The sequence below is a fragment of the Streptomyces sp. NPDC003379 genome, assembly GCF_053589195.1.
Window position 1 is genome coordinate 49,648 of record NZ_JBSFRK010000028.1, and the last position, 13,295, is coordinate 62,942.

The following is a 13,295-nucleotide window of genomic DNA, read 5'->3' on the forward strand; positions in this document are numbered from 1 at the left end:
GATCGTCACCGCCCCTTCGCGACCATGGGGGAAACCACGGAAATCCCGGCTGGGGGATTACCCCCACAATTCCCGGGGCTGTCTACTCCGCCCGCCGCCGGATCTTGTTCCCCAGCCACACCAACGGGTCGTACTTCCGGTCAACGGCCCGCTCCTTCAACGGAATCAGCGCATTGTCCGTGATCTTGATCCCCTCGGGGCACACCTCCGTACAGCACTTGGTGATGTTGCAGTAGCCGAGCCCGTGCTCGTCCTGCGCGGTCCGCTTGCGGTCGAGGCCGGTCTCCGCCGCCGCGTCCAGCGGATGCATGTCCAGCTCGGCGACCCGCATCAAGAAGCGCGGCCCGGCGAACGCCCCCTTGTTCTCCTCGTGGTCGCGCACCACATGGCACGTGTCCTGGCACAGGAAGCACTCGATGCACTTGCGGAACTCCTGCGGCCGGTCCACGTCGGCCTGCTGCATGCGGTATTCGCCGGGCCCCAGCTCCGCGGGCGGAACGAAGGAGGGGACCTCGCGCGCCTTCGTGTAGTTGAAGCCGACGTCCGTCACCAGGTCCCGCACCACGGGAAAGGCCCGCAGCGGCGTCACCGTGATGACCTCGTCGCGCTCGAAGACCGACATGCGCGTCATGCACATCAGCCGCGGACGGCCGTTGATCTCCGCCGAGCACGAACCGCACTTGCCCGCCTTGCAGTTCCACCGCACCGCGAGGTCCGGCGCCTGGGTGGCCTGGAGGCGGTGGACGATGTCGAGGACGACCTCGCCCTCGTTGACCTCGACCTTGAAGTCCTCCAGGTCACCACCGTCCGGATCCCCGCGCCAGACCTTGAATCGCGCGTCGTACGAACTCACTCGTACAGCTCCTCTTCAGCCAGGTACTTGACCAACTCCTCCTTCTCGAAGAGGGCGAGCAGGTCCGGGCGGATGGGCTCGGTCGTCACGCGGACGAGGTCGATCTGACCGCGTACGGGATCGGTGGCGGCCAGACCGCCGGTCGGGTCGACGAGCCGGCAGAGCAGATTGGCGCGCCGCCACTCGCGGCTCATCGCCGGATGGTCCTCACGGGTGTGGCCGCCGCGGCTCTCCGTGCGCTCCAGGGCGGCCCGCGCGACGCACTCGCTGACCAGCAGCATGTTGCGCAGGTCGAGCGCGAGGTGCCAGCCGGGGTTGAACTGGCGGTGCCCCTCGACCCCGGCCCGCCGCGCCCGCACCCGCAGTTCGGCGAGCTTCTCCAGGGCCTGCTCCATCTCGGCCTCGCGGCGGATGATGCCGACCAGGTCGTTCATGGTCTGCTGGAGTTCCTGATGGAGGGTGTACGGATTCTCCGGCGTCGCCCCGTCCTCGGGGCCCTCCGCGCTGAACGGCCGCAGCGCCTCGGCCGCCGCGGTGTCCACCTGCACCTCGTCCACCGCGGGCCTGCTGTCGGCGGCGAGCCCGGCGGCGTACCGCGCCGCGTGCAGCCCCGCGCGCCGCCCGAAGACGAGCAGGTCGGACAGGGAGTTGCCGCCCAGCCGGTTGGAGCCGTGCATGCCGCCCGCGACCTCGCCCGCGGCGTACAGCCCCGGCACGCGGTGTGCGGCGGCGGTGTCGGAGTCGACCGCGATGCCGCCCATCACGTAGTGACAGGTGGGCCCGACCTCCATCGCCTCGGCGGTGATGTCGACGTCCGCCAGCTCCTTGAACTGGTGGTACATGGACGGCAGCCGCCGCTTGATGACCTCGGCGGGCATGCGCGTCGACACGTCCAGGAAGACACCGCCGTGGGGCGAGCCGCGGCCCGCCTTCACCTCGGAGTTGATGGCCCGCGCGACCTCGTCACGGGGGAGCAGCTCGGGGGGACGGCGGTTGTGGTCCGGGTCGTCGTACCAGCGGTCGCCCTCCTCCTCCGACTGCGCGTACTTCTCCTTGAAGACGTCGGGGACGTAGTCGAACATGAACCGCTTGCCCTCGGAGTTCCTGAGGACCCCGCCGTCGCCGCGCACGGACTCGGTGACGAGGATGCCCTTGACCGACGGGGGCCAGACCATGCCCGTCGGGTGGAACTGCACGAACTCCATGTTCAGCAGGGGCGATCCGGCGAGCAGCGCGAGCGCGTGGCCGTCGCCCGTGTACTCCCACGAGTTCGACGTCACCTTGAAGGACTTGCCGATGCCGCCCGTCGCGAGGACCACGCTCGGCGCCTGAAGGACGAAGAAGCGGCCCGACTCGCGGTCGTAGCAGAACGTCCCGCTGACCCGGTCCCCGTCCTTCAGTACGCGCGTGACCGTGCACTCCTGGAAGACCTTCAGCCGCGCCTCGTAGTCCCCGAACTCGCGGAAGTCGTCCTGCTGCAGCGAGACGATCTTCTGCTGGAGCGTGCGGATCAGTTCGAGGCCGGTGCGGTCGCCGACGTGCGCGAGGCGCGGGTACTCGTGTCCGCCGAAGTTGCGCTGGGAGATCCGTCCGTCCGGCGTACGGTCGAACAGGGCGCCCCACGTCTCCAGCTCCCAGACCCGGTCCGGCGCTTCGCGGGCGTGTAGTTCGGCCATCCGCCACTGGTTGAGGAACTTGCCGCCGCGCAGGGTGTCACGGAAGTGGACCTGCCAGTTGTCGCCGGAGTTCACATTGCCCATGGAGGCCGCGATGCCGCCCTCGGCCATCACCGTATGGGCCTTGCCGAACAGCGACTTGCAGATCACGGCCGTACGAGCGCCCTGCTCACGCGCCTCGATCGCGGCCCGCAGACCGGCGCCCCCGGCCCCCACCACGACGACGTCCCACTGCTGTCGCTCCACTTGAGACATCAGAACAACCTCGGATCGTCGAAGGCGCCGGACGCGATCAGATACACGTAGAAGTCGGCGAGCGCGACGCTCACCAACGACGCCCAGGCGAGGAGCATGTGCCGTGCGTTCAGTTTTCCGACCCACTGCCACATGCGGTAGCGGACCGGATGCTTGGAGAAGTGCTTGAGCTTTCCGCCGACGATGTGCCGACAGGAGTGGCAGGAGAGCGTGTACGCCCAGATCAGCACGATGTTGACGAGGAAGACCAGCGTGCCGAGGCCCATGTGGCCCCACTCGTAGTGCTCGTCGCGGAACGTCAGCACGGTGTCGTACGTGAGGATGCCCGCGACCGGCACCGCCGCGTAGAAGAAGTACCGGTGGATGTTCTGGAGCACCAGCGGGAAGCGGGTCTCACCGGTGTACTTCTTGTGCGGCTCGGCGACCGCGCAGGCGGGCGGTGACGCCCAGAAGCCGCGGTAGTAGGCCTTGCGGTAGTAGTAGCAGGTCAGCCGGAAGCCGAGCGGGAAGATCAGGACGAGCAGCGCGGGGGACAGGCCCCACCAGCTGCCGAAGACCTCCCAGTTGGGGCCCGAGCGCATGGGCGCGCAGTTGTCGGCCAGGCACGGCGAGTAGAACGGCGAGACGTAGGGCGCCTGGTAGTAATCCGCGTTCGCGAAGGCCCGCCAGGTCGAGTAGACGACGAAGGCGAGGAGCCCGGCCGCGGTCGCCGCGGGCGCCAGCCACCAGCGGTCGGTGCGCAGGTGGGCAGCGGCGATCGAGGCGCGCGTGCCGTCGCGCACGCCGCCGCCGGGGGCCGTTCCGCTCTTCGGTTGAGGTTCCGTGCCGGTGGCCAACGAGGCTCCACTCCTTCGTCCTCGGGTACCTCGGGTCGGTCGTGCGTGAGGGGTCGGCGGGGCGGTGGGTCAGGGGGCGCGGCGGTCCCGGCCGCCCAGGCCCTCGTCGTCGATGTCCCCGGCGTTCGTCCACAGCGAGCTGTCGTACGGCGTGTCGGGAATGGTCACGAGGTCGGTCCTGCGCGGCTCCTCGCGGGGAGCCGGTGGCGTGGACGTGGCGCGCAGCAGGGCGACGCTCTCGCGAAGCCGGTCGGTGTCGGTGCGCACCCGGCGTACGTCGACGCCCGCCACCTGGTCACCGGCCTGTTGCTCCAGCCTGCCGACGGTGCGGACCAAGTCGTCGACGCAGCGCTGTACGGCCGCCAATTCATCGTGCAGAGCCATGACTTGCCCTCACTTCGGGGTGTGCGGTGGCAACGCTCATGCGCCTGCGAGTGTCGCGCGCCACATCCCGGCTTGTGAAGAGATCTGCGTCGATTGACGGATCAGGGGCGGTGAATGCGCCGGAACACGCGCCTATCGCGCCGATCTCGACCACCGCCGACCGGCCCGGCCCATTGGGCCGCACGAGTGGCATCCGCGCGCCTCCACGCCGTGCCTCCGCCGCGCCGCCCGTCCGGTCACCTTCAGTGGGGCCATAGATGTGATCAGCTCCATATACCGCCAAACGTGATCAAACCCGGCCCGGTCCTGGTAGCGGGCGGCCGGGCGAGCCCCGGACCCCGGAGGTACCACCCATGTCCCACGACCGCGTCAGGGTCAGATCTGTCGTGTTCCTCGCGACGGGGGTGCTGGCCCTGCCCACCCTCGCCGGATGCAGCTCGAACGACGAGGCGGACCGGCCGGCCGCGGGCCAGGACATCGCCCCCGCGGCCCGGGACATGGTCGCCGACGGCGGGACCATGAACTGGGCGATCGACACGCTGCCCGAGACCCTCAACACCTTCCAGTCCGATGCCGACGCTGGCACCTCGCGGATCGCGGGCGCGGTCCTGCCGTCCCTGTTCCGCCTCGACGCGCAAGGCAGGACGGAGCGCAACGCCGACTTCCTGGAGTCGGCGAAGATCGTCGAACGCGAGCCCCGGCAGGTCGTCCTCTACAAGCTCAACCAGCAGGCGGTCTGGAGCGACGGCCGGGAGATCGGCGCCGACGACTTCGCCGCGCAGTGGCGGGCCCTGTCCGGCAAGGACACCGCGTACTGGACGGCCAGGAACGCCGGCTACGACCGCATCGAGAAGATCGAGCGCGGCGCGAACAACCTGGAGGTGCGGGTCACCTTCGGCAAGCCGTACGCGGACTGGCGCTCCCTCTTCTCACCGCTGTACCCGAAGCAGATCATGGGCGTCCCCGACTCCTTCAACGACGGCGCCCGCCGCAAGTTGAAGGCGACCGCGGGCCCCTTCGCGCTCTCGGACATCGACCGCAAGGCCGGCGAGGTGACGCTGGTGCGCAACCCGCGCTGGTGGGGGCGCCCGGTCAAGCTCGACAAGCTGGTGCTGCGCCAGGTGACGCGCGCCGAGCGGGCCGAGGCGCTCGCCAGGGGCAGGGTCGACCTGGCCGAGATCGACGCCACGGAGGCCGGGCGGATCTCGCTCGCCGTCCGTGACAAGGGGGAGCAGGGTCCGCTGACCCACGGCCCCGGCACGCAGCTCACGCCCGCCAGGGCGCTGCGCTCCTGGGCGATCGCCAACGGCTCCGACGAGGAGGCCGCGACGGCCGAGGTCCGGGTCCGCCAGAAGACCCGCAAGGCGGTCAGGAAGTACGCGACCGAGCAGGCGGGCCTGACCGGCTACGTGGTCCGCAAGTCCCTGGAGCCCGCCTACACCCAGCTCGCCCTCAACGGCTCCGAGGGCCCGCTCGCCGACGACCGGGTGCGCCGCGCGGTGGCCCGCGCCCTGGACCGCGAGGAACTCGCCGAGGCGGTACTGAAGCCGCTCGGCCTGCCCGCGAAGCCGGTCGGCAGCCATCTGGCCCTCGCCGGGCAGGAGGCGTACGCGGACAGCAGCGGGGCCCTCGGCGAGCAGGACACCGCGGAGGCGCGGGCGCTGCTCGCGGACGCCGGATGGACGCCGGGCGGGGCCCTCAAGGAGAAGCTGAAGGACAAGAAGACGAAGACGGCGGGCGGAGAGGGCGACGCGGAGTCGGACGAGGCGGAGTCGGAGGAGTCGGAGTCGGACGACGCGGAGGAGTCCGGTTCGGGCTCCGGTTCGGGCTCCGGCTCGGGCTCGGGCTCGGGCTCGGGCTCCGGCTCGGGATCTGGGTCGGGATCCGGCTCGGGCTCGGGCTCCGGCTCGGGGTCCGGGTCGGGCTCGGGCTCCGGCTCCGGGTCCGGGTCGGGCTCCGGCTCCGGCTCCAGCTCGGGGTCCGGCTCGGGCTCGGGGTCCGGCTCGGGCTCGGGCTCCGAGTCCGGGTCGGCGCCAGACCAAGGCTCCGCACAAGGCGCGGGCCGCCGCTCCGGCCAGGGCTCCGACGACGGCACCTACATCGTCGGCCAGGACGACGGCAAGCCCGCCGACAACAGCACCCCCGTGCTCGCCCCCGCGCCCGCCGCCGCCCACCAGAAGGCCGCGCTGACCCGCCAGGCCGACGTCCTGCGGCGGCCGGGCGAGGCCGAGGCGGACAAGAGCAGGGCGGACAAGAGCAGAAAGGATCCGGCGGACCACACCGGGCAGAGCGCCGGACAGCACGGCGACCGGCAGTCCGCGGCCAGGTCGAGCTCCAGGGACCAGGCCAAGGGCGGCGCCCCGGGCGCGTACGCACCCAAGGGCACCGCCGCGCCCGCCGCCGGCGGACCGCTCGGCAAGGACGGCAAGCCCCTCACCCTGCGCTTCGTGCTGCCCTCCGGGGACGGCTCGGAGCCGCTGCGGGCGGTGGCCGACCGGATCTCGCGGATGCTGGAGAAGATCGGCGTGCGCACGGAGACGTCGAAGGTCGCCGACACCAGCTACTTCAAGGACCACATCGCGTCCGGCCAGTACGACCTCGCCCTCTACTCCTGGCCCGCCTCGGCCTTCCCGGCCACCGACGCCCGGCCGATCTTCGCCAAGCCGATCCCGGCCGCCGACGGTTCGCTGAACGTCGAGCAGAACTACACGCGCGTCGGCACCGACCACATCGACCAGCTCTTCGACCAGGCGCTGGGCGAACTCGACGAGGAGACGTCCCGCTCCCTGGTGAAGAAGGCGGACGCCCGCATCTGGGCGGAGGCGGGCTCCATCCCGCTCTACCAGCGCCCCCAGCTGATGGCGGCCCGCCCGAACCTGGCCAACGCGGGAGCCTTCGGCTTCCAGGCCCCGCACTACGAGGACATCGGCTTCCTGAGGCCGGACGTCAAGCCGTCGGGCTCGCCCTCGGCGGAGTGACGGAGGGCCCCGTCCGCGAGTGACCCACGTCGCGTCCAAGTGACGTACACCATCTCTTCACGGGACCGACGCTCAGATTCCGCTCAACTCCCTTGCCCGTCGGCCACCCCGGCGGGCAAGGTCGTACCAACCCCATTGACCTGCGGTTTCACCCCTGACACCCCTGTCCGGAACGTCCGCTCGCGGCTGCCCGCAAACCCCCCGCGGAGGCCGCCTCCGCGCGGGCCACGTAGACTGGGGTAAGGCCGTGGCGTGTTGTCTGCCCGGCAGGGCACGCGTACCGGACCGTACGCGCCGCCGTCCACGTCTTCCCGGGAGAAGCGCAGCTGTATGCCCACGCGCCATGACATTCGTAACGTCGCCATCGTCGCCCACGTCGACCACGGCAAGACCACGCTGGTCGACGCCATGCTCAAGCAGGCCGGTGCCTTCGCCGCGCACGCAGCGGAGTCGCTCGACGACCGCATGATGGACTCGAACGACCTGGAGCGTGAGAAGGGCATCACGATCCTGGCGAAGAACACCGCCGTCAAGTACCACCCGAAGGACGGCGGCGACCCCGTCACGATCAACATCATCGACACCCCCGGCCACGCCGACTTCGGTGGTGAGGTCGAGCGCGGCCTGTCGATGGTCGACGCGGTCGTGCTGCTCGTCGACGCCTCCGAGGGCCCGCTCCCGCAGACTCGCTTCGTGCTCCGCAAGGCGCTCTCCGCGAAGATGCCGGTCATCCTCTGCATCAACAAGACGGACCGCCCCGACTCCCGGATCGCCGAGGTCGTCGACGAGACGTACGACCTGTTCCTGGACCTGGACGCGGACGAGGAGCAGATCGAGTTCCCGATCGTCTACGCGACCGCGCGTGACGGCGTCGCCTCGCTGACCAAGCCGGAGGACGGCACGGTCCCGCAGGACAGCGACAGCCTGGAGCCGTTCTTCACGACGATCCTGGAGCACGTCCCCGCTCCGGAGTACGACGAGTCGGCCCCCCTCCAGGCCCACGTCACCAACCTGGACGCCGACAACTTCCTCGGCCGTATCGCGCTCTGCCGCGTCGAGCAGGGCGAGCTGCGCAAGGGCCAGACCGTCACGTGGATCAAGCGTGACGGCACCCAGCAGAGCGTCCGCATCACCGAGCTGATGATGACCGAGGCGCTCACCCGCAAGCCCGCCGAGAAGGCCGGCCCCGGTGACATCTGCGCCATCGCCGGTATCGCGGACATCATGATCGGCGAGACCCTCGCCGACCCCGAGAACCCGATCGCGCTGCCCCTGATCACGGTCGACGAGCCGGCGATCTCCATGACGATCGGTACGAACACCTCGCCGCTGGTCGGCAAGGGCGGCAAGGGCCACAAGGTCACCGCCCGCCAGGTGAAGGACCGCCTGGACAAGGAGCTGATCGGTAACGTCTCGCTCCGCGTCCTGGACACCGAGCGCCCCGACGCCTGGGAGGTGCAGGGCCGCGGTGAGCTGGCGCTCGCCATCCTCGTCGAGACCATGCGCCGGGAAGGCTTCGAGCTGACCGTCGGCAAGCCCGAGGTGGTCACCAAGGAGGTCAACGGCAAGGTCCACGAGCCGATCGAGCGCATGACGATCGACTCGCCCGAGGAGCACCTCGGCGCCATCACGCAGCTGATGGCGACCCGCAAGGGCCGCATGGAGACCATGACGAACCACGGTTCGGGCTGGATCCGCATGGAGTGGATCGTGCCGTCCCGCGGCCTCATCGGCTTCCGTACGGAGTTCCTGACGCAGACCCGCGGCACGGGCATCGCGCACTCCATCTTCGAGGGCCACGAGCCGTGGTTCGGCGAGCTGAAGACGCGTAACAACGGCTCGCTGGTCGCCGACCGCTCGGGCACGGTCACGCCGTTCGCGATGATCAACCTCCAGGAGCGCGGTGTCATCTTCACCGAGGCGGGCACCGAGGTGTACGAGGGCATGATCATCGGTGAGAACTCGCGCGCCGACGACATGGACGTGAACATCACCAAGGAGAAGAAGCTCACCAACATGCGCGCCGCGTCGGCGGACTCCACGGAGAACGTGGTCCCGCCGCGCAAGCTGTCGCTGGAGCAGTCCCTGGAGTTCTGCCGCGACGACGAGTGCATCGAGGTGACCCCGGAGACCGTGCGCATCCGCAAGGTCGTCCTGGACCAGAAGCAGCGCGGCCGCACCGCGTCGCGCGCCAAGCACAGCTGACGCCCCCTCACCGCCGGAGGGTAAACCTCCGGTGGTGCGTCAGGGACGTATGAGGCCGGTTTCCGCCGCTCCCACGGGAGTTGGGCGGAAGCCGGCCTCTCGCGTTTCCGCTGGCGGTACGGTGTGGCCACGGTCCCGCCACTGTCGCGTGAAGACGTCCGCGGCAACTCCTTTTTGACCCCGGAGCGTCCGTTATACGGACGTCACTGACCGTTAGATGTGTAACACGTCCGTTTCGCAACCATCTATCTCGGATCGGTTTGTCCGGATTTTGGAAGTTGTACGTGCCAGGTGTGATTGAACCGAGACCAAAAGGGTGTGGTCGACCGGTACCGCATGGCTAATAGTTGACCGCGTATAGCTCGGGTCAATGGGTCACGCGCTGTGGGGAGCGCCGACTCACGAGCACACTGGGGTACTGGATCTTCGCCGTCAGGGGTGTCGGCGCGATCACACGTACCCCCTCTTGTAGTGAACAGTGGACTCATGAGGAGGAACCCCATGCGTGGTGCCAAGAGCGCCAAGTGGGTCGCGATAGCCGGTGTTGTGGCGTTGACTGCCACCGCTTGTGGCGGCGGCAGCGACAGCAGCGACAACAGCAACCGCAAGGTCGACCCCAAGGGGATCGTCAGCTACGCCAACGGTGAGCCGCAGAACGCTCTGCAGCCGTCCAACACCATGGAGGCGTACGGCAGCGTTGTCATCGACGCGCTCTTCACCGGGCTTGTCCACTATGACAAGCAGGGCAACATCACCTACGAGAACGCCGAGTCGGTCACGCCCGACAAGGCGAACAAGGTGTGGACCGTCAAGCTGAAGCAGGGCTGGAAGTTCCACAACGGTGAGGCCGTCACCGCCAAGTCGTACGTGGACGCCTGGAACTGGGCGGCCGACCCGGCCAACGCCCAGCAGAACAGCTCCTGGTACCGCGACATCGTCGGCTACGACGACGTCCACCCGGAGAAGGGCAAGGCCAAGAAGAAGGCCATGTCCGGCCTGAAGGTCGTCGACGACAACACCTTCACCATCTCGCTCAAGACGGGCATCCCGTACTACGCGTACAAGCTCGTCTACAAGCCCTTCTTCCCGATGCCCTCGGCCGCGCTGAAGGACCCGAAGAAGTACGGCGAGGCCCCGGTCGGCAACGGTCCCTACAAGTTCAAGAGCTGGGACCACAAGAAGTCGATCCAGGTCACCGCCTGGTCCGGCTACCAGGGCGAGGACAAGCCCAAGAACGGCGGCATCAACTTCAAGGCGTACACGACGCCGCAGGCCGCGTACAACGACCTGCGCTCGGACAACGTCGACACGATGCCGCTGATCCCGGACAGCGAGCTCGCCAACTTCAAGCAGGACTTCGGCGACCGCGCCATCGAGCAGGACTTCTCGGCGATCAACACGGTCAACCCGGCGTTCTACAGCAAGACGTTCAAGGACATGGACGTCAAGGTCATCCAGGGCCTGTCGATGGCCATCGACCGTGACACCATCGCCAAGACCACCTTCGCGGGTACCCGCGAGTCGGCCTCCGGCTGGGTCGCCAAGGGCGTCAAGGGTTACAAGGCCGGCGCCTGTGGCGAGTACTGCAAGTTCAATCCCGAGAAGGCCAAGCAGTTCGTCAAGGACGGCGGCGGCGTTCCCGGCAACAAGCTCACCATCCAGTACAACGCCGACCAGCCGCACAAGGGCTGGGTCACGGCGGTGTGCAACTCCATCACCAAGTCGACCGGCGTGAAGTGCGTCGGCGACCCGAAGACCGACTTCCAGGCCGACACCGAGGTGCGGGACAAGAGGCAGGTCAAGGCGATGTACCGGTCGGGCTGGGTGCTCGACTACCCGTTCAACGGCAACTTCCTCGCCGACCTCTACGGGACCGGTGTCGACGGCAACAAGGGCGAGTTCTCCGACAAGAAGTTCGACGAGCTGACCAAGAAGGCCGACGCGGCCAAGACGATCGACGAGTCCGCGGAGCTGTACCAGGAGGCCGAGAGGGAGCTGCAGAACAGCTTCCCCGGCATCCCGCTCTGGTACAACAAGACGCTCTCCGCCCACTCGAAGAACGTGAAGGACGTCGTGTTCGACCAGGCCGGTGACCCCGTCCTGTCCGACATCAAGGTCTTCAAGAAGTAGTCGACGGACGCCAGTTCCCGAAGCGACGCCCGGTGACCCCGGGCGTCGCTTCGGGCGGCTCCGGATTGGACGGAGGCACCAATGGGGCGTTACGTCGCACGGCGACTGCTCCAGATGATCCCGGTTTTCATCGGGACAACCCTGCTGATCTTCATCATGGTCAACGTGCTCCCCGGCGACCCCGTGCGGGCGCTGTGGGGCGACAAGCCGCCGGACCCCGCGCAGGTCGCGCAGATCCGGCACGACCGTGGTCTGGATCTGCCGCTCTGGCAGCAGTATCTGCACTACATGGGCGGACTGCTGCAAGGGGACTTCGGCAACACCATCGCCGGTAACCGGCCGGTGCTCGACGAGATCACCCAGGCCTTCCCGGTCTCGGTACGACTGGCCTCCATGGCCTGGACGTTCGAGCTCATCGTCGGCATCACACTCGGTGTCCTCGCCGGCATCAAGCGCGGTCGGTTCGTCGACAACACCGTCACCCTCTTCACGCTCCTGGTGATCTCCGTCCCCATCTTCGTGGTCGGCCTGCTCTTCCAGCTCTTCTTCGGAAACGAACTGGGGTGGATCACACCCACGGTTCAGGACTCCGAGAACATGGGCCAGCTGATGGTGCCCGCGCTGGTGCTGGGCATGGTCGGTCTCGCCTATGTGGCCCGCCTGACCCGCACCTCGATCGCGGAGAACCGTCAGGCGGACTACATGCGCACCGCCGTCGCCAAGGGACTGCCGCGCCAGCGGATCGTCACCCGGCACCTGCTGCGCAACTCGCTGATCCCCGTGGTCACCTACCTCGGCACCGACGTCGGCACCCTGATGGGTGGCGCGGTCATCACCGAGGGCATCTTCAACGTGACGGGCGTCGGCAACCTGCTCTTCCAGGCGCTGGCCCGCCGTGAGGGCCCGGTCATCGTCGGTGTCGTCACCGTCCTGGTGCTGGTGTACCTCGCAGCCAGCCTGATCGTCGACCTGCTTTACGCGGTCCTGGACCCGAGGATCCGTTATGCCTGATCTGACCAAGACCTCGACCACGGAAGAGACCGCGGCGGCCCAGGACGAAGTCGTGGCAGGCTCCGCGGTCTCCGCCCCGGTGTCGACGGGCAAGCCGCGCAGCCTCTGGGGCGACGCGTGGCGCGAACTGCGGCGGAACCCGCTCTTCGTGATCTCGGCGATCCTGATCCTGGTCCTGCTTCTGGTGGCGGCCTTCCCGGGCCTGTTCACCGGTACGAATCCGGAGTCCGGCGACCAGGTCAACCACTTCCTGGGCAAGCCCGAACTGGGCCACTTCTTCCAGGCCGAGTGGTTCGGCTACGACAGGACGGGCCGCAGCATCTACGCGCGTGTCGTCCACGGCGCGCGCAACTCCATCCTCGTCGGCGTCGGCGTGACCCTGCTGGTCACCTTCTTCGGCGGCCTGTGCGGCATGCTCGCCGGCTACTTCGGCGGCTTCTGGGACAGCCTGATCTCGCGTCTCATCGACGTGTTCTTCGGCATCCCGTTCCTGCTCGGCGCGATGGTCGTCCTGAACTCCTTCACCGATCGGACCGTCTGGGTCGTGATGGGCGCCCTGGCCTTCCTGGGCTGGACGCAGATCGCCCGCGTGATGCGCGGCGCGGTCATCACCACCAAGCACGCCGACTATGTGGTGGCGGCGCGCGCGCTCGGGGCCGGGACGAAGCGGATCCTGTTCCGCCACATCCTGCCGAACGCGCTGGCTCCGGTGATCGTCGTGGCGACCATCTCGCTCGGTACGTACATCGTGGCCGAGTCGACGCTGTCGTACCTGGGCCTCGGCATCGGCGACGGCGCCATCTCGTGGGGCGGCGACATCTCCGACGCCACGCAGGACATCCGCAACAACCCGCACACGCTGATCTTCCCGGCAGGGATGCTGAGCATCACGGTGTTGGCGTTCATCATGATGGGTGACGCCGTACGCGAAGCCCTCGACCCGAAGCTGCGCTGAGGGAGGCGTTTA

At 68.5% G+C, this 13,295-nt stretch carries 9 protein-coding genes; 5 read left to right on the plus strand and 4 right to left on the minus strand.

All coding sequences use genetic code 11. The features are described 5' to 3' along the window. Positions 1-82 precede the first annotated feature (82 nt). The 4 genes from ACWDVB_RS25795 to ACWDVB_RS25810 all read right to left on the minus strand — a co-directional run bounded on the left by ACWDVB_RS25795 (position 83) and on the right by ACWDVB_RS25810 (position 4,004). The gene (locus ACWDVB_RS25795) at positions 83-853 is read right to left on the minus strand and encodes a succinate dehydrogenase/fumarate reductase iron-sulfur subunit (protein WP_451512584.1); all 771 of its coding nucleotides are present in this window, start codon (positions 851-853) and stop codon (positions 83-85) included. Beyond that, positions 850-2,784, minus strand: a complete 1,935-nt coding sequence (locus tag ACWDVB_RS25800) for a fumarate reductase/succinate dehydrogenase flavoprotein subunit (protein WP_451512585.1) — start codon at positions 2,782-2,784, stop codon at positions 850-852. The genes ACWDVB_RS25795 and ACWDVB_RS25800 overlap by 4 nt, the downstream gene beginning before the upstream one ends. Further along, entirely contained in the window at positions 2,784-3,620 is an 837-nt protein-coding gene (locus ACWDVB_RS25805; protein ID WP_451512586.1) for a hypothetical protein, read from the minus strand. Before ACWDVB_RS25805 ends, ACWDVB_RS25800 begins: the two co-directional genes overlap by 1 nt. Before the next feature lie 69 nt (positions 3,621-3,689). After that, on the minus strand, positions 3,690-4,004 hold the full coding sequence (locus tag ACWDVB_RS25810) for a hypothetical protein (protein WP_451512587.1): 315 nt from the start codon (positions 4,002-4,004) through the stop codon (positions 3,690-3,692). 353 nt (positions 4,005-4,357) lie between these two features. Here ACWDVB_RS25810 and ACWDVB_RS25815 point away from each other — a divergent pair, with 353 nt between their 5' ends. From ACWDVB_RS25815 to ACWDVB_RS25835, 5 genes are all read left to right on the plus strand, one after another. After that, complete coding sequence (locus ACWDVB_RS25815; protein ID WP_451512588.1) at positions 4,358-6,982, plus strand: ABC transporter substrate-binding protein; 2,625 nt, start codon at positions 4,358-4,360, stop codon at positions 6,980-6,982. Positions 6,983-7,312: 330 nt separating this feature from the next. Then, positions 7,313-9,187: a translational GTPase TypA gene (typA, locus tag ACWDVB_RS25820; protein WP_451512589.1), complete on the plus strand. Its 1,875-nt coding sequence runs from the start codon at positions 7,313-7,315 to the stop codon at positions 9,185-9,187. Between the two features lie 501 nt (positions 9,188-9,688). Beyond that, positions 9,689-11,317 carry a peptide ABC transporter substrate-binding protein gene (locus ACWDVB_RS25825; RefSeq protein ID WP_451512590.1) on the plus strand — a complete coding sequence of 543 codons (1,629 nt, stop codon included), beginning with the start codon at positions 9,689-9,691 and terminating at the stop codon, positions 11,315-11,317. Positions 11,318-11,398: 81 nt separating this feature from the next. Next, the gene (locus ACWDVB_RS25830) at positions 11,399-12,328 is read left to right on the plus strand and encodes an ABC transporter permease (protein WP_451512591.1); all 930 of its coding nucleotides are present in this window, start codon (positions 11,399-11,401) and stop codon (positions 12,326-12,328) included. Further along, positions 12,321-13,283 carry an ABC transporter permease gene (locus ACWDVB_RS25835; RefSeq protein ID WP_451512592.1) on the plus strand — a complete coding sequence of 321 codons (963 nt, stop codon included), beginning with the start codon at positions 12,321-12,323 and terminating at the stop codon, positions 13,281-13,283. Before ACWDVB_RS25830 ends, ACWDVB_RS25835 begins: the two co-directional genes overlap by 8 nt. Positions 13,284-13,295 lie beyond the last annotated feature (12 nt).

Coding starts and splice junctions, on each gene's coding strand:
- ACWDVB_RS25835 (WP_451512592.1), top strand. CDS start 12,321: ATGCCTGATCTGACCAAGACCTCGACCACGGAAGAGACCGCGGCGGCC.
- ACWDVB_RS25830 (WP_451512591.1), top strand. CDS start 11,399: ATGGGGCGTTACGTCGCACGGCGACTGCTCCAGATGATCCCGGTTTTC.
- typA (WP_451512589.1), top strand. CDS start 7,313: ATGCCCACGCGCCATGACATTCGTAACGTCGCCATCGTCGCCCACGTC.
- ACWDVB_RS25825 (WP_451512590.1), top strand. CDS start 9,689: ATGCGTGGTGCCAAGAGCGCCAAGTGGGTCGCGATAGCCGGTGTTGTG.
- ACWDVB_RS25810 (WP_451512587.1), bottom strand. CDS start 4,004: ATGGCTCTGCACGATGAATTGGCGGCCGTACAGCGCTGCGTCGACGAC.
- ACWDVB_RS25800 (WP_451512585.1), bottom strand. CDS start 2,784: ATGTCTCAAGTGGAGCGACAGCAGTGGGACGTCGTCGTGGTGGGGGCC.
- ACWDVB_RS25815 (WP_451512588.1), top strand. CDS start 4,358: ATGTCCCACGACCGCGTCAGGGTCAGATCTGTCGTGTTCCTCGCGACG.